Genomic DNA, 14,379 nt, shown 5'->3' with positions numbered 1-14,379 from the left:
CAGGCCCCAAAAAGTTCGCGACGGCGTCGGCTCAGACGCGACGACGCTTGCGCGGACGGCAACCGTTGTGCGGGATCGACGTCACGTCACGGATCGACGTGACGGTGAAGCCGGCGGCCTGCAGCGCGCGCAGGGCGGACTCACGACCCGAACCCGGACCGGAGACCTCGACCTCGAGTGTGCGCATGCCGTGCTCGGCGGCCTTGCGGGCGGCATCCTCGGCCGCGACCTGGGCAGCGTACGGGGTCGACTTGCGCGACCCCTTGAAGCCCATGGCGCCGGCGGACGACCACGAGATGGTGTTGCCCTGGGCGTCGGTGATGGTGACCATCGTGTTGTTGAACGACGCGTTCACGTGCGCGACGCCCGAGACGATGTTCTTGCGTTCGCGGCGACGGACGCGAGTGGTTTCCTTGGCCATGTGTACTTTCGTCCTTCAGGCGCGCCCGTCATTCCAGGCGCTCGGGAGTCTTCTGCGATGCGGAGGGCGCGGTGTTCGATTGCCGGGCCGCGGCGCGGGCTGACGCGCACGGTTCACCGGGCGCGATGGTCGGGAGGCCGCGCGCGGCACGACCTCCAAAGCGAGAGGCTTACTTCTTCTTGCCGGCGATCGGCTTGGACTTGCCCTTGCGAGTGCGCGCATTGGTGTGCGTGCGCTGGCCGCGGACGGGCAGGTTGCGGCGGTGGCGCAGGCCACGATAGCAGCCGAGATCCATGAGGCGCTTGATGTTCATCGAGACTTCGCGGCGCAGGTCGCCCTCGACGATGTAGTCGCGATCGATGGTCTCGCGGATCGACAGCACCTCGGCGTCGGTCAACTGATTGACGCGACGCTCGGCAGGGATCCCGACCTTGCCGGTGATTTCCTCGGCCTTCTTGGGGCCGATGCCGTGAATGTACTGCAGCGCGATGACGACGCGCTTGTTGGTCGGGATGTTAACGCCAGCGATACGAGCCAAGGTGTCTCTCCATGAGGCGCCGGACCTGAGGCCGGGCCGAGTGTCACGCGCGTCCGGTGGAGACCGGCCCCTGCGCGCCGTCCAAAACGACAAATCGGCCCGCATCGGCCTCTTGGAGAGGCGATCCGGACCCACTTCCTCTGAACGAAGACCGGCCCACTAGCGCGGGCCGGGGGGTGTGTCAACCCTGATAAAGCGGCGAGCCCGGCTCGATCTCGGCTCCGTGGCCGCGCCGGGAAGGTCCGGTCAGGACTCCGCCGACGCGGTGTGGCGGTCCAGGATCGTCACCAGATCCTGGGTGACGGCATCGACCGGCTTCATGCCGTCGATGGTCTGCAGAAGGCCGGTGCCGGCATAGTAGTCGGACAGGGGCGCGGTCTGCTTCCGATATGCGTCGAGGCGGGTCTTGAAGACCTCGGGCGTGTCGTCCTTGCGCACGGGCTGACCGCGGGCCGCCGTTTCCTCGGCGCGCTTGGCGATTCGGCCCACCAGCGCCTCCTCGTCCACGGCGAACTCGATGACGGTGTCGAGTGCGATGCCCTTCTGGGACAGCATCGCATCGAGGGCCTTGGCCTGCTCCACCGTGCGGGGGAAACCGTCAAGGATGAAGCCGGGCTTGGCATCCGCTTCTTCGATGCGATCGGCCACGATCCCGACCACGATCGCATCGGAGACAAGGCCACCGGATTCCATCACGCTCTTGGCCTGTAGGCCCACCGGCGTGCCGGCGGCGACGGCCGCGCGCAGCATGTCGCCGGTGGAGAGCTGAGGAATGCCATACCGTGCCACGATCCGCTCGGACTGCGTCCCCTTCCCCGCGCCGGGCGGCCCAAGCAGGATGATGCGCATGGTGTCGTTTCCTCAGGTCCGGTCTGCTTGGATATCCGGCGATCCTGCTCGGCGCCGGCTTTCGAAACTCTAGCAAGGGCCGCGGCGGCCCTGAAGGCCGCCGCGCGTTCCCGTCAGCGCCGGCGGGTCGCCCCGCGCAGCTTCGCCTTCTTGACGAGGCCTTCGTACTGATGGGCCATCAGGTGCCCGTGAATTTGCGCCACCGTATCCATCGTCACGGAGACCACGATGAGCAGGGAGGTGCCGCCGAAGCCGATGGCGGCCGAGGAATACGAAGCCAGGATTTCGGGCACCAGGCAGACGAAGGTCAGGTACAGCGCCCCGATCAGGGTGATCCGTGTCAGGACCTTGTCGATGAAGGCCGCGGTCCGCTCACCCGGGCGGATGCCGGGAATGAAGCCGCCATGCTTCTTCAGGTTGTCTGCCGTTTCCTCGGGATTGAAGACCACGGCCGTGTAGAAGAACGCGAAGAAGATGATCAGGGCGGCGTAGAGCACCATGTAGAGCGGCCGGCCGTGACCGATATAGGTCGTGATCGTGGCCAGGATTCCGGTGCCGCCGTTATTGGCCGAGAAGCTCGCCACGGTGGCGGGCAGGAGCAGCAGCGACGAGGCGAAGATCGGCGGGATGACGCCGGCGGTGTTAAGCTTCAGCGGCAGGAACGAGGTCTGGCCCTCGTACATCCGATTGCCGACCTGGCGCTTCGGATAGTTGATGAGCAGGCGGCGCTGCGCGCGCTCCATGAACACGATGAAATAGACGAGCGCGACGGCGGCGACGCCCATACCGAGGATGACGGCCGAGGAAAGCGCACCGGTGCGGCTCAGCTCCAGGGCGCCGACGATCGCCACCGGAAGATGGGCGACGATGCCCGCGAAGATGATCAGCGAGGAGCCGTTACCGATGCCGCGCGAAGTGATCTGCTCGCCGATCCACATCAGGAACAGCGTGCCGCCCGTCAGGGTGATGACGGTAGACAGGATGAAGAACGGACCGGGCTCGATGGCCGCGCTCGATCCCTGGAGGCCGAAGGCGATTCCCCAGGATTGCACCAGCGCCAGCACCACCGTGAGGTAGCGGGTGTACTGGTTGATGACCTTGCGGCCCGACTCACCCTCCTTCTTCAGCGTCTCGAGGCTCGGGATCACCGAGGTCAGGAGCTGGATGATGATGGAGGCCGAAATATAGGGCATGATGTTGAGCGCGAAGATCGCCATGCGCTCGACGGCACCGCCGGAGAACATGTTGAACAGCCCAAGCACGCCGCCCGATTGCTGCTGGAAGTTCCGCGCGAACTGTTCCGGGTCGATGCCCGGGATCGGGATGTAGGTCCCGAGGCGGAACACGATGAGCGCACCCAGCGTGAACCAGATGCGCTTCTTGAGCTCGTCGGCCTTGGCGATGGCCCCGAAATTGAGGTTCGCGGCAAGCTGCTCGGCGGCTGAGGCCATGGCACCGGTTCCTAGAGATGGATCACATGAGGGCGGGTCGTCTTCTCCGGCGAGAAGAGGCCGCTCCCTGAAAAAAACGGGAACGGCGGCCGCGCGCGAGGTCGCACGGGCCGCCGCTCAGAGCTTCGACTTAAAGTCAGTCGCGTGACTACGCAACCACGCGGGCAGGCTTGCCACGGGTGGAGACGCCGTCGCCGTAGGTCACGGTGACCGACCCGCCAGCCTTCTCGACACCCTCGATCGCCGACTTCGACGCGCGGGTGACCTCGAAGGTCAGCTTGGTGGTGAGCTCGCCTACGCCGAGGAGCTTCACGCCGTCACGGGCACGGGCGCAGATACCGGCGGCGATCAGCGTCTCGACGGTGACGGTGGCGCCCGCCTCGATCCGGCCGGCATCGACCGCCTGTTGGACGCGACCGAGATTCACCTCGTTCAGGTCTGTGGAGTACAGGTTGTTGAAGCCGCGCTTCGGAAGGCGACGATGCAGCGGCATCTGGCCACCCTCGAAGCCCTTGATGGAAACGCCGGTGCGGGCCTTCTGACCCTTCACGCCGCGTCCTGCGGTCTTGCCCTTGCCGGAGCCGATGCCCCGTCCGACGCGCATCCGGTTCTTGGTGGCGCCGTCGTTGTCGCGGAGTTCGTTCAGTTTCATGATGCCCTCCCTCAGGCCGCGTCGCCAAGGACGCGCACGAGGTGCTGCACCTTGCGGATCATGCCGCGCACGGAGGGGGTATCCTCCAGCTCGGAAACCCGGTGCAGCTTGTTGAGCTTGAGGCCGATCAGCGTCGCGCGCTGGTCGCCTTCGCGGCGGATCGGAGACCCGATCTGCTCGATGCGGAGAGTCTTCTGTGCCATTGGACCCTCCCCTTACGCGACGGCGGCTTCGGACATGTCGGACGGATCGGCATCACGGCGCCGGGCCTGGAGGCCCGACACCTTGAGTCCGCGACGGGCCGCGACGGAGCGCGGGCTGTCTTCGTTCTTGAGCGCCTCGAACGTGGCGCGCACGAGGTTGTAGGGGTTCGAGGAGCCGAGGCTCTTGGCCACCACGTCCTGCATGCCCAGCGTCTCGAAGACGGCGCGCATCGGGCCGCCGGCGATGATGCCGGTTCCCTGGGGGGCGGCGCGGAGGATGACCTTGCCGGCGCCGTGACGACCGTAGACGTCGTGGTGCAGGGTACGACCTTCGCGGAGCGCAACGCGGACGAGGCCGCGCTTGGCGGCTTCGGTCGCCTTGCGGATCGCCTCGGGAACCTCACGGGCCTTGCCGTGGCCGAAGCCGACGCGGCCCTTCTGGTCGCCCACGACGACGAGCGCGGCGAAGCCGAAGCGACGTCCGCCCTTCACCACCTTGGCCACGCGGTTGATGTGGACGAGCTTGTCCACGAACTCGCTGTCGCGCTCCTCGCGCTCATCGCGGCGGCCGCGGCCACCGCCTTCACGTTCACGTGCCATACTGAATATCCATCTCACTGACGCGGGTGGCGGACCCGCTCGCTTGAATCGTCCGGAACGGAGAGCGGCGGGCGCCGCCCTCCTCCGCCAATCTTAGAACTCGAGGCCACCCTCGCGGGCGGCATCGGCGAGAGCCTTGACGCGCCCGTGGTAGAGGTAACCCGAGCGATCGAAGATCACCTGGGTGACGCCCGCAGCCTTGGCGCGCTCGGCGACGAGCTTACCGACGGCCTGGGCGGCCGAGACGTCGGCACCGGTCTTGAGGCCGGTGCGGAGATCCTTGTCGAGGCTCGAGGCCGACGCGAGGGTCTTACCCGCGGCGTCGTCGATCACCTGAACGTAGATCTGCTTCGAGGAACGGAACACCGAGAGCCGGGGCCGTCCATTGGCCGCCGCCCGCAGCGCGCGGCGCACACGCGCCTTGCGGCGGTCGAGTGCATCGATTTTGCGTGACATGTTCGGCGGCCCTTACTTCTTCTTGCCTTCCTTGCGGAAGATGAACTCGCCCGCGTACTTCACGCCCTTGCCCTTGTAGGGCTCGGGACCGCGATAGTCGCGGATCTCGGCGGCCACCTGGCCGACCACCTGCCGGTCGATGCCGGAGATGACGATCTCGGTGGGCTTCGGCACCGCGATCGTGATCCCCGCGGGGATCTCGTACTCGATGTCGTGGCTGTAGCCGAGCGAGAGCTTCAGAGCCTTGCCGGCCATCGCGGCGCGGTAACCCACGCCGGTGATCTCGAGCTTCTTCTCGAAGCCCTTGGAGACGCCCTCGACGAGGTTCGCCACCTGAGCGCGGGAGGTGCCCCAGAGCGAGCGCGCCTCCTTGGTCTGGTTCTTAGGCTGCACCGAGACGGCGCCGTCCTCGAACTTCACGTCGACCACGTTGGGAACGACGTACTGGAGCTCGCCCTTGGAGCCCTTCATCTTCACCGTTTGACCGGTCACCGTGGCCGTCACACCGGACGGGACGGGAACGGGCTTCTTGCCTACGCGAGACATCGCCTTATTCCTCCAAGTCCGAGATCAGAACACCTTGCAGAGCACTTCGCCGCCGACGTTGCGCTCGCGCGCCTCGTGGTCGGCCATGACGCCCTGCGGGGTGGACACGATGGTGACGCCGAGACCGTCGGCGACGCGCGGCAACTCGCCGACCGACGAGTAGACGCGGCGGCCGGGCTTCGACACGCGCTGGATCGAGCGGATGACGGGCTGGCCGTCGTAGTACTTCAGCTCGATGGCGAACTCGGTGCGGCCGTTGCCGTAATCCGTGGTCGCGTAGTCGCGGATGTAGCCCTCGGATTTGAGGACGTCGAGGACGCTGGCACGCAGGCGGGAGCCGGGCGTCTGGACGACGTTGCGGCGGCGCTGCTGACCATTGCGGATGCGGGTGAGCATATCACCCACGGGATCGTTGACCATGGTGGTTGCTCCTTACCAGCTCGACTTGACGAGACCGGGGATCAGACCCTGGTTGCCGAGTTCGCGCAGCGCGATGCGCGAGATGCCCATCTTGCGATAGAAAGCGCGCGGACGGCCGGTCATGCCGCAGCGGTTGCGGATGCGGGTGGGGGACGAATTGCGGGGCAGCTCCGCGAGCTTGAGGCGCGCCTCGAAGCGCTCCTCCATCTCGAGGGACTCGTCATTCGCCGTGGCAAGCAGCGCCTTGCGCTTGGGAGCGTAGAGCTTCACCAGCGCTTCGCGGTGCTTGTTCTTCTCGATCGAGCTTTTCTTTGCCATTTCTCTCTCCGGTGTCCGCGTCTGAGACCCTAACGGGGGCTCACTGCCGGAACGGGAATCGGAACTGCGTGAGGAGCGCGCGCGCCTCAGCATCGGTGCGGGCCGTCGTCTGGATGACGATGTCCATGCCCCAGGTGGCCTCGGCCTTGTCGTACGAGATCTCCGGGAACACGAGGTGCTCCTTGAGGCCCAGCGCGTAGTTGCCGTTGCCGTCGAAGGAGCGCGGGTTCAGGCCGCGGAAATCGCGGACGCGCGGGAGCGCGATCGTGATTAGGCGATCCATGAACTCGTACATGCGCTGCTTTCGCAGCGTGACCTTGCAGCCGATCGGCATGCCCTCGCGCACCTTGAAGGTCGCGATGGCCTTGCGGGCCTTGGTGATGACCGGCTTCTGGCCGGCGATGAGGGCCAGGTCGCCGGCGGCAACGGACGCCTTCTTCGAATCAGCCGTCGACTCGCCGACGCCCATGTTGATCACGATCTTCTCGATGACCGGAACCTGCATGGGGTTCTTATAGCCGAACTCTTCGATCAGCTTCTGGCGCACCACTTCGTCGTAGTGCTTGCGCAGGCGCGGGGTGTACCCGTCAGCATTCTTCTCAGCCATCGATCTGGTCCCCCGTGGTCTTGGCGAAGCGGACCTTGCGGCCGTCTTCGAGGATGCGGAAACCCACGCGAGTCGGCTTGCCGTTCGCGTCCTGCAACGCGAGATTCGAGAGCTGGATCGCAGCTTCCTTGGAGACGATGCCGCCTTCCTGGTTCTGCGTCTGCTTCTGGTGCTTCTTCACGAGGTTGATGCCGCGTACGAACGCGCGATCTTCCTTCGGGAGAACCTGGATGACCTCGCCGGAGCGACCCTTGTCGCGACCGGTGAGGACGACGACCTTGTCGCCTTTCTTGACCTTAGCGGCCATCACAGCACCTCCGGCGCGAGCGAGATGATCTTCATGTGATTGCGGGCGCGCAGCTCGCGGGGCACCGGTCCGAAGATACGGGTCCCGATCGGCTCCTTCTGATTGTTGATCAGAACGGCGGCGTTCTTGTCGAAGCGGATCACCGAACCGTCGGCACGCTTCACTTCCTTGGCGGTGCGCACGACGACCGCCTTCATGACGTCGCCCTTCTTCACGCGACCCCGTGGAATCGCTTCCTTGACCGAGACCACGATGATGTCGCCGACGCCGGCATACTTACGCTTCGACCCGCCCAGAACCTTGATGCACATCACACGGCGTGCACCCGAGTTGTCGGCGACGTCCAGATTCGTCTGCATCTGGATCACGGGCAGTGACCTTTCTTTGTTTCAGGCGGGTTTCCGCACGCGGACGGTATTGCCCGGCGGACGACGCCTGAGGGGGATCTGATGTCCCCGGCTCATATGAAGCACCGCGCAATCGGTGTTTTTGGACACCGGCGCGGTCACCGCGTTCGAAAGGCGCGAACACCCTTCTCAACTGTCGCGAAGGCATGCCCACTACACCAGCGAACTGCAGGACGCAAGGCCGAACACGCGCGGACCCAAACCGTGCCGGGGGCTCAGAGATCTTCCCCGCACCCGTCCGGGACAGGCACTCCGGCGCGTTCGGTGAGCTTGAAGGTATTCGACGGGCCGGTGATCCGGCGGCCGATCCGGTTTGCGCTGCCGGCGGCTTCGCCGAGGACATCCAAGATAGTCGCTCGGTCCACCATATCGTCCCGCCCCGCAAAGGAGAAACTCTGGGCCAGGAGCCGGGCCGTCTCCTTCACGAAGGCGGCGCTCCGGCCGCCCGACAATGCGAGCGCCTCGTCGATCGCGCCTTCCTCGCACTCCAGGGACACCCATAGAGTGCGACGAGCCGGCCCCTGCGAGCCGTATCCGGATCTACGATCTCGATGGCCTTGTCTGCGCGCCCCGGACGCGACACAAGGGCGTCCTTAATCTCGTCGGGACGGTTGCCCCCGCGGCCCGAATCACGCAGGGAAAGCCCGCGCAAATTCGAACGATTCGACGTCAGGCAGGTTCACGATCTCGACCTGCGAGAGCTCGATCTCTCGAAGGATGCTGTATTGCGAAAACAGCACCACCACGGGTCGATCCGTGACCTTGACGAGCCGGAGCCCATTGTCGAGGGCCGCGAACAGCTCGGCTTCACCGACGTCCGTGTCGCGACCCTGCAGCGGAAGCATGGAGAAGGCTTGGCCGTGCTACCAAACAAGGTGGCTCGGAATTCGTCAGGGGCAGCTGATCGGAGACCTGGTGCACCCCCAGCAGTCCTGGGCTGGCAATGCGACCTCGGCGACGATCGCGGTCTGCAGGTCCGGCCGGAGAGGGATGCCGAATTGCCGGCGCGCGCTGACGATCCCGTCGAGCTGCTCCGCTCCGAAAAGAGCCACGAGGACTTCCACCGCTATCCTTAAGCGATGCGGGTGATGCCGGACGGGACCGCAATCATGCGCTCCCCCGAGCAATACGGCACGAAAAAACGGGCGCAGAAGCCTGCGCCCGTATTTGGAAGTTCCGGTGCTGTCGGTTCACGCCTCGGCGGCGGGAGCCTCCGACGTGGCGCCGGACACCAGCTGCCAGGTCTTGGTCTTCGAGAAAGGACGGCACTCCTCGATCGACACGGTCTGGCCGACCTTGGCGACGTTGGCTTCGTCATGAGCGTGGTAATTCTTCGAGCGACGGACGGTCTTCTTCATCACCGGATGGGTGAAGCGACGCTCCACCTTCACGACGATGGTCTTCTCGCCCTTGTCGCTGACGACGACGCCCTGCAATACGCGCTTCGGCATGGTGTACTCCTCAGGCCTGCGCCGACTTCAGCGTCTTCTGACGCTGGAGTGTACGAACGCGGGCGATATCGCGGCGGACTTCGCGGACGCGCGCGACGTTCTCAAGCTGACCGGTGGCGCCTTGGAAGCGCAGGTTGAACTGCTCCTTCTTCAGGTTCAACAGCTCATCGGTCAGCTGATCGGGTGACAGGGCGGCCAGATCCGACTGTCTCTGCGACGACTTCATGATCCCCTCCCTCAATCAGCGATGCGCTGAACGACGCGCGTGCGGATCGGGAGCTTCGCCGCGCCGAGGCGCAGGGCCTCCTTCGCAACGTCCTCGGCCACGCCGTCGACTTCGAACATGATACGTCCGGGATGCACGCGGGCAGCCCAGAACTCGGGTGCACCCTTACCGGAGCCCATGCGGACTTCGGTGGGCTTGGCCGTGACAGGGACATCCGGAAAGATCCGGATCCAGACACGGCCCTGGCGCTTCATCTCACGGGTGATCGCGCGGCGGGCCGCTTCGATCTGGCGCGCGGTGATGCGCTCGGGCTCGACGGCCTTCAGGCCGAAGGTCCCGAAGTTGAGGTCGAAGCCGCCCTTGGCCGCACCGTGAATGCGACCCTTGAACTGCTTACGAAACCTGGTCTTCTTGGGTTGCAACATGGCAGCCTCTCAACACCTTTCTGGGTGACGGGGTCACGAACGCGCCGTCAGGCGTGTTCGCGCCGGCCGCGCTCGCGGCCACCCTCACCATCGCGCTCGCGACGGCCGCCCGAACGGCCACCCTCTTCCTGCGCCTTCTTATCCTGTGCCATCGGGTCGTGCTCGAGGATCTCGCCCTTGAACACCCACACCTTGATGCCGCACGTCCCATAGGTCGTGAAGGCGGTGGCGACGCCGTAATCGACGTCGGCGCGGAGGGTATGCAGGGGCACGCGGCCCTCACGGTACCACTCCTGGCGCGCGATCTCGGCGCCGCCGAGCCGGCCCGAGCAGTTGATCCGGATGCCCTCGGCACCGAGACGCATCGCCGACTGAACGGCGCGCTTCATGGCGCGACGGAAGGCGACGCGGCGCTCGAGCTGCTGGGCGATCGAGTCGGCCACCAGGGTGGCGTCGATCTCGGGCTTGCGCACCTCGACGATGTTGATCGTCACGTCGGCCTTGGTGAGCGTGCCCACCAGCTTGCGCAGCTTCTCGATGTCGGCGCCCTTCTTGCCGATGACCACGCCCGGACGGCCCGAGTGGATGGTGACGCGGCACTTCCGGTGCGGACGCTCGATGACGATCTTCGAGACGGCAGCCTGCTTGAGCTGCTTCATGAGGGCGGCGCGGATCGCGACGTCCTCGTGCATGAGCTTGGCGTATTCACCCTTCTGGGCGAACCAGCGGGAGTCCCAGGTCCGGTTGATACCGAGCCGCAGACCGATCGGATTGACTTTCTGGCCCATCAGGTCCTCCTCACGCCGCTTCGGCGGTCGGGACTTCGCGCACCACGATGGTGAGGTTCGCGAAGGGCTTCAGGATACGGGCGCCGCGGCCACGGGCACGAGCGTGGAAACGCTTGAGCACGAGAGCCTTGCCGACGAAGGCCTGGGAGACGACGAGATCGTCGACGTCCAGGTTGTGATTGTTCTCGGCATTGGCGATGGCGCTCTCGAGGCACTTCTTAACCTCGCGGGCGATCCGCTTGCGGGAAAATTCGAGATCGGCCAGAGCCGAGTCGACCTTCTTGCCGCGAATGAGCTGCGCGACGAGATTGAGCTTCTGTGGGCTGACGCGCAGCATGCGCGCGACGGCCTGAGCCTCGTTCTCGGGGAGCGCGCGGGGAGTGGCGGGCTTGCCCATGATCAGCGCCTCTTCGACTTCTTGTCGGCTGCGTGACCGTGGAAGGTGCGGGTCGGCGAGAACTCGCCGAACTTGTGGCCGACCATTTCCTCGGAGACGTAGACCGGGATGTGCTTCTGCCCGTTGTGCACACCGAAGGTGAGCCCAACGAACTGCGGCAGGATCGTGGAGCGGCGGCTCCAGATCTTGATGACTTCGTTACGGCTGGAACCGCGAGCGGCTTCAGCCTTCTTGAGGAGGTAGCCGTCGATGAACGGCCCCTTCCAGAGCGAGCGTGCCATGGGCGTTACTTCTTACGGTTATGACGGCTGGACAGGATGAAGACGTCGGTCCGCTTGTTCGAGCGGGTCTTCTTCCCCTTCGTGGGAACGCCCCAAGGCGTGACCGGGTTACGGCCGCCCGAAGTGCGTCCCTCGCCGCCGCCGTGCGGGTGGTCGACCGGGTTCATGGCAACGCCGCGAACGTGCGGACGCTTGCCGAGCCAGCGATTGCGGCCGGCCTTGCCGAGCGAGATGTTCATGTGGTCCGGGTTCGACACCGCGCCGACGCTGGCGAAGCACTGGCCGTGGACCAGACGCTGCTCGCCTGAATTCAGGCGCAGCGTCACGTAGCCCTGATCGCGGCCGACGATCTGGGCGTAGTTGCCCGCGGAGCGGGCGATCGCGCCGCCCTTGCCGATCTTGAGCTCGACGTTGTGGACGATCGTGCCCACCGGCATGTTGCCGACCGGACCGGCATTGCCGGGCTTGATGTCGACCTGCTCGGCAGCCACCACCTTGTCGCCCGGCGACAGGCGCTGCGGAGCCAGGATGTAGCTCTGCGTGCCGTCGGGGAAGGCGATCAAGGCGATGAACGCAGTGCGGTTCGGATCGTACTCGATCCGCTCGACCGTGGCGGACACGCCCATCTGCTCGCGACGCTTGAAGTCCACGTTGCGGAGCGTGCGCTTGTGACCGCCGCCGCGGAAGCGGACTGTAATGCGACCGAGGTTGTTGCGGCCGCCGGACGACGACTTGCCCTCGGTGAGCTTCTTGACCGGCTTGCCCTTGTAGAGCTCACGGCGGTCGACAAGCACGAGCTGGCGAAGGCTCGGCGTGACCGGTTTGAATGTCTTCAAGGCCATCGGTGGTAATCCTTAACCCGACTTGTCTCAGAGGCCGGTCGTGACGTCGATCGTCTCACCCTCGGCGAGGGTCACGATCGCTTTCTTCACGTCCGAGCGCTGTCCGCGAAGCCCGCGGAAGATCTTCTTCTTGCCCTTGGTGACGAGCGTGTTCACGCCCGTGACCTTGACGTCGAACAGCTTCTCGACCGCTTCCTTGATCTGCGGCTTGGTCGCCTTCGGGGAAACCCGGAACACGACCTTGTTCTGCTCGGTGAGGTTCGTCGCCTTCTCGGTGATGACCGGGGAGACGATGATGTCGTAGTGGCGCGGATCGGCACTCATTGGAAACGCGCCTCCAGCGCATCGATCGCTGCGCGGGTCAGCACGAGCTTCTCGCGACGCAGAATGTCGTACACGTTGATGCCCTGGATCGGCAGCACGTCGATCTGCGGGATGTTGCGAGCGGCACGTGCGAAGTTCACGTCCACTTCCGCACCGCCGATGATCAGGGCGCTGGACAGGCCCATCTTCTCGAAGCGCTCGACGAGCGACTTCGTCTTGCCCTCGGCGAGCTTCACGTCGTCGACGATGATGAGGGTGGAATCCTTCACCTTCGCGGACAGCGCGTGCTTCAGGGCGAGCGCGCGGACCTTCTTGGGCAGGTCGTGGGCATGGCTGCGCACGACCGGACCGAAGGCGCGTCCACCGCCGCGGAACTGCGGAGCGGAAGCGGCGCCGTGGCGAGCGTTACCCGTGCCCTTCTGCTTGTACAGCTTCTTGCGCGTCCGGTTCACATCCGAGCGGTTCTTGACCGCATGGGTGCCGGCCTGGCGCTTGGCGAGCTGCCAGCGAACCATGCGCTGGAGCAGGTCGACGCGGGGCTCGAGACCGAAGATGGTCTCATCCAGATCGACGGAACCGGCACCGGCGCCATCGAGCGTGGTGATATCGAGCTTCATCACGCGTTCTCCTCGGAAGCGGGAGCCTCGGGAGCCGGCGCTTCGGTGGCGGGAGCGGATGCGCCCTGCTCACGGAACTTGCCAGGCTGCGGAACGTCCGCGGGGAGCTTGCGCTTCACCGCGTCGCGGATCTGAATCCAGCCGCCGGCGACGCCGGGAACGGCGCCTTCGACGAGGATGAGGCCGCGCTCAGGATCCGTGCGCACGACGCGCAGGTTCTGGGTCGTGACCCGGTCGACGCCCATATGGCCGGGCATCTTCTTGTTCTTGAAGGTCTTGCCCGGGTCCTGGCGGCCACCGGTCGAACCGATCGAACGGTGCGAGATGGACACGCCGTGGGTGGCGCGCAGACCGCCGAAGTTCCAGCGCTTCATGCCGCCGGCGAACCCCTTACCCGTGGTGGTGCCCGTCACGTCGACGAACTGGCCCGGGATGAAGTGATCGGCCGTGATCTCCGCGCCGACCGGGATCAGCTTGTCCTCGGACACGCGGAACTCGGCGAGCTTCTGCTTGGGCTCGACCTTGGCGACTGCGAACCGGCCGCGCTCGGCAGCCGAAACGTTCTTCACCTTGGCTTTGCCGACGCCGACCTGAAGGGCGACGTAGCCGTTCTTCTCGACGGTACGGTGGGCAACCACCTGACATTGATCGATTTTAAGCACGGTGACGGGGACATGTTCGCCTGCATCCGTAAAGATGCGGGTCATGCCGACCTTCTGTGCGATGACGCCTGAGCGCATAGGTGTCTCCCTCGCGCGATTCTACGGTAAGCTCTAAATCCCCGCGGGACTTAGAGCTTGATCTCCACGTCCACGCCGGCGGCGAGGTCGAGCTTCATCAGCGCGTCCACGGTCTGGGGCGTCGGATCGACGATATCGAGGACGCGCTTGTGGGTGCGCATCTCGAACTGCTCGCGCGACTTCTTGTCGATGTGGGGCGAGCGGTTGACGGTGAACTTCTCGATATGCGTCGGAAGCGGGATGGGGCCACGGATGGTGGCGCCGGTGCGCTTGGCCGTCGAGACGATCTCGCGGGTCGACGCATCGAGGATGCGATGGTCGAACGCCTTGAGGCGGATACGAATATTCTGACCGTTCATGACCTGAAACCTTGGCGGGGCAATGGGGGGGCGGGCGCGAGGACCCGCCCCTCAATCGTTCCCTGCAGACGTGACCGTGAGGACGGACGATTACTCGTTGATGGCGGCGACGACGCCTGCGCCGACGGTGCGTCCGCCTTCACGGATGGCGAAG

27 protein-coding genes are annotated in these 14,379 nt (G+C 65.5%); all 27 read right to left on the bottom strand.

Going from position 1 to position 14,379, the window contains the following annotated elements; all coding sequences use genetic code 11:
- Positions 1 to 31: 31 nt before the first annotated feature.
- A complete protein-coding gene (gene rpsK, locus ASF20_RS02125) occupies positions 32 to 421 on the bottom strand; it encodes a 30S ribosomal protein S11 (RefSeq protein WP_055949325.1) in 390 nt (129 codons plus the stop codon).
- A 169-nt stretch (positions 422 to 590) separates the two neighbouring features.
- Positions 591 to 959, bottom strand: coding sequence for a 30S ribosomal protein S13 (gene rpsM, locus ASF20_RS02120; RefSeq protein WP_019904471.1), 369 nt, complete (start codon positions 957 to 959; stop codon positions 591 to 593).
- A 246-nt stretch (positions 960 to 1,205) separates the two neighbouring features.
- Entirely contained in the window at positions 1,206 to 1,808 is a 603-nt protein-coding gene (locus ASF20_RS02115; protein WP_056219898.1) for an adenylate kinase, read from the bottom strand.
- 113 nt (positions 1,809 to 1,921) lie between these two features.
- Positions 1,922 to 3,259, bottom strand: a complete 1,338-nt coding sequence (gene secY / locus ASF20_RS02110; protein WP_056219895.1) for a preprotein translocase subunit SecY — start codon at positions 3,257 to 3,259, stop codon at positions 1,922 to 1,924.
- Positions 3,260 to 3,407: 148 nt separating this feature from the next.
- Positions 3,408 to 3,911 (bottom strand): 50S ribosomal protein L15, encoded by a 504-nt coding sequence (gene rplO / locus ASF20_RS02105; RefSeq protein WP_056270324.1) that lies wholly within the window; start codon positions 3,909 to 3,911, stop codon positions 3,408 to 3,410.
- Positions 3,912 to 3,922: 11 nt separating this feature from the next.
- Positions 3,923 to 4,114 carry a 50S ribosomal protein L30 gene (gene rpmD, locus ASF20_RS02100; protein ID WP_055949314.1) on the bottom strand — a complete coding sequence of 64 codons (192 nt, stop codon included), beginning with the start codon at positions 4,112 to 4,114 and terminating at the stop codon, positions 3,923 to 3,925.
- Between the two features lie 12 nt (positions 4,115 to 4,126).
- Positions 4,127 to 4,714 (bottom strand): 30S ribosomal protein S5, encoded by a 588-nt coding sequence (gene rpsE, locus ASF20_RS02095; RefSeq protein WP_056270322.1) that lies wholly within the window; start codon positions 4,712 to 4,714, stop codon positions 4,127 to 4,129.
- A gap of 93 nt (positions 4,715 to 4,807) precedes the next feature.
- A complete protein-coding gene (rplR, locus tag ASF20_RS02090; RefSeq protein WP_056219889.1) occupies positions 4,808 to 5,170 on the bottom strand; it encodes a 50S ribosomal protein L18 in 363 nt (120 codons plus the stop codon).
- A 12-nt stretch (positions 5,171 to 5,182) separates the two neighbouring features.
- Entirely contained in the window at positions 5,183 to 5,716 is a 534-nt protein-coding gene (gene rplF / locus ASF20_RS02085) for a 50S ribosomal protein L6 (RefSeq protein WP_055949306.1), read from the bottom strand.
- Positions 5,717 to 5,740: 24 nt separating this feature from the next.
- Positions 5,741 to 6,136: a 30S ribosomal protein S8 gene (rpsH, locus tag ASF20_RS02080; RefSeq protein WP_055881679.1), complete on the bottom strand. Its 396-nt coding sequence runs from the start codon at positions 6,134 to 6,136 to the stop codon at positions 5,741 to 5,743.
- Between the two features lie 12 nt (positions 6,137 to 6,148).
- The gene (gene rpsN, locus ASF20_RS02075; protein WP_056183527.1) at positions 6,149 to 6,454 is read right to left on the bottom strand and encodes a 30S ribosomal protein S14; all 306 of its coding nucleotides are present in this window, start codon (positions 6,452 to 6,454) and stop codon (positions 6,149 to 6,151) included.
- Between the two features lie 40 nt (positions 6,455 to 6,494).
- Positions 6,495 to 7,061, bottom strand: a complete 567-nt coding sequence (gene rplE / locus ASF20_RS02070) for a 50S ribosomal protein L5 (protein WP_056219886.1) — start codon at positions 7,059 to 7,061, stop codon at positions 6,495 to 6,497.
- Entirely contained in the window at positions 7,054 to 7,368 is a 315-nt protein-coding gene (gene rplX / locus ASF20_RS02065; RefSeq protein ID WP_056219883.1) for a 50S ribosomal protein L24, read from the bottom strand. Before rplX ends, rplE begins: the two co-directional genes overlap by 8 nt.
- Positions 7,368 to 7,736: a 50S ribosomal protein L14 gene (gene rplN, locus ASF20_RS02060; RefSeq protein ID WP_018044219.1), complete on the bottom strand. Its 369-nt coding sequence runs from the start codon at positions 7,734 to 7,736 to the stop codon at positions 7,368 to 7,370. The genes rplX and rplN overlap by 1 nt, the downstream gene beginning before the upstream one ends.
- A gap of 254 nt (positions 7,737 to 7,990) precedes the next feature.
- A complete protein-coding gene (locus ASF20_RS24795; RefSeq protein WP_056270319.1) occupies positions 7,991 to 8,272 on the bottom strand; it encodes a hypothetical protein in 282 nt (93 codons plus the stop codon).
- Between the two features lie 132 nt (positions 8,273 to 8,404).
- Complete coding sequence (locus ASF20_RS24790) at positions 8,405 to 8,620, bottom strand: hypothetical protein (RefSeq protein WP_056270315.1); 216 nt, start codon at positions 8,618 to 8,620, stop codon at positions 8,405 to 8,407.
- A gap of 345 nt (positions 8,621 to 8,965) precedes the next feature.
- Positions 8,966 to 9,226, bottom strand: coding sequence for a 30S ribosomal protein S17 (gene rpsQ / locus ASF20_RS02045; protein WP_056270312.1), 261 nt, complete (start codon positions 9,224 to 9,226; stop codon positions 8,966 to 8,968).
- A 10-nt stretch (positions 9,227 to 9,236) separates the two neighbouring features.
- Positions 9,237 to 9,452 carry a 50S ribosomal protein L29 gene (rpmC, locus tag ASF20_RS02040; RefSeq protein ID WP_056219869.1) on the bottom strand — a complete coding sequence of 72 codons (216 nt, stop codon included), beginning with the start codon at positions 9,450 to 9,452 and terminating at the stop codon, positions 9,237 to 9,239.
- Positions 9,453 to 9,463: 11 nt separating this feature from the next.
- Positions 9,464 to 9,877: a 50S ribosomal protein L16 gene (gene rplP / locus ASF20_RS02035; protein ID WP_055949287.1), complete on the bottom strand. Its 414-nt coding sequence runs from the start codon at positions 9,875 to 9,877 to the stop codon at positions 9,464 to 9,466.
- Between the two features lie 47 nt (positions 9,878 to 9,924).
- Positions 9,925 to 10,665: a 30S ribosomal protein S3 gene (gene rpsC / locus ASF20_RS02030; RefSeq protein ID WP_055949284.1), complete on the bottom strand. Its 741-nt coding sequence runs from the start codon at positions 10,663 to 10,665 to the stop codon at positions 9,925 to 9,927.
- A gap of 10 nt (positions 10,666 to 10,675) precedes the next feature.
- Complete coding sequence (rplV, locus tag ASF20_RS02025; RefSeq protein ID WP_055949281.1) at positions 10,676 to 11,062, bottom strand: 50S ribosomal protein L22; 387 nt, start codon at positions 11,060 to 11,062, stop codon at positions 10,676 to 10,678.
- A gap of 2 nt (positions 11,063 to 11,064) precedes the next feature.
- Complete coding sequence (rpsS, locus tag ASF20_RS02020; protein WP_055949278.1) at positions 11,065 to 11,343, bottom strand: 30S ribosomal protein S19; 279 nt, start codon at positions 11,341 to 11,343, stop codon at positions 11,065 to 11,067.
- Positions 11,344 to 11,348: 5 nt separating this feature from the next.
- The gene (gene rplB, locus ASF20_RS02015) at positions 11,349 to 12,185 is read right to left on the bottom strand and encodes a 50S ribosomal protein L2 (RefSeq protein ID WP_056219866.1); all 837 of its coding nucleotides are present in this window, start codon (positions 12,183 to 12,185) and stop codon (positions 11,349 to 11,351) included.
- A 27-nt stretch (positions 12,186 to 12,212) separates the two neighbouring features.
- On the bottom strand, positions 12,213 to 12,509 hold the full coding sequence (locus tag ASF20_RS02010) for a 50S ribosomal protein L23 (protein ID WP_018044227.1): 297 nt from the start codon (positions 12,507 to 12,509) through the stop codon (positions 12,213 to 12,215).
- Positions 12,506 to 13,126 carry a 50S ribosomal protein L4 gene (rplD, locus tag ASF20_RS02005; protein ID WP_056270306.1) on the bottom strand — a complete coding sequence of 207 codons (621 nt, stop codon included), beginning with the start codon at positions 13,124 to 13,126 and terminating at the stop codon, positions 12,506 to 12,508. The genes ASF20_RS02010 and rplD overlap by 4 nt, the downstream gene beginning before the upstream one ends.
- Entirely contained in the window at positions 13,126 to 13,866 is a 741-nt protein-coding gene (gene rplC, locus ASF20_RS02000; RefSeq protein WP_055949264.1) for a 50S ribosomal protein L3, read from the bottom strand. Before rplC ends, rplD begins: the two co-directional genes overlap by 1 nt.
- 50 nt (positions 13,867 to 13,916) lie before the next feature.
- The gene (rpsJ, locus tag ASF20_RS01995) at positions 13,917 to 14,225 is read right to left on the bottom strand and encodes a 30S ribosomal protein S10 (protein WP_018044230.1); all 309 of its coding nucleotides are present in this window, start codon (positions 14,223 to 14,225) and stop codon (positions 13,917 to 13,919) included.
- Positions 14,226 to 14,379 lie beyond the last annotated feature (154 nt).

Origin of the sequence: Methylobacterium sp. Leaf88 (assembly GCF_001422795.1) — a bacterium.
In the GTDB taxonomy this organism is placed as follows: domain Bacteria; phylum Pseudomonadota; class Alphaproteobacteria; order Rhizobiales; family Beijerinckiaceae; genus Methylobacterium.
The sequence above is the reverse complement of the archived record's forward strand: the minus strand, read 5'-3'. Positions and strand labels throughout refer to the sequence as shown.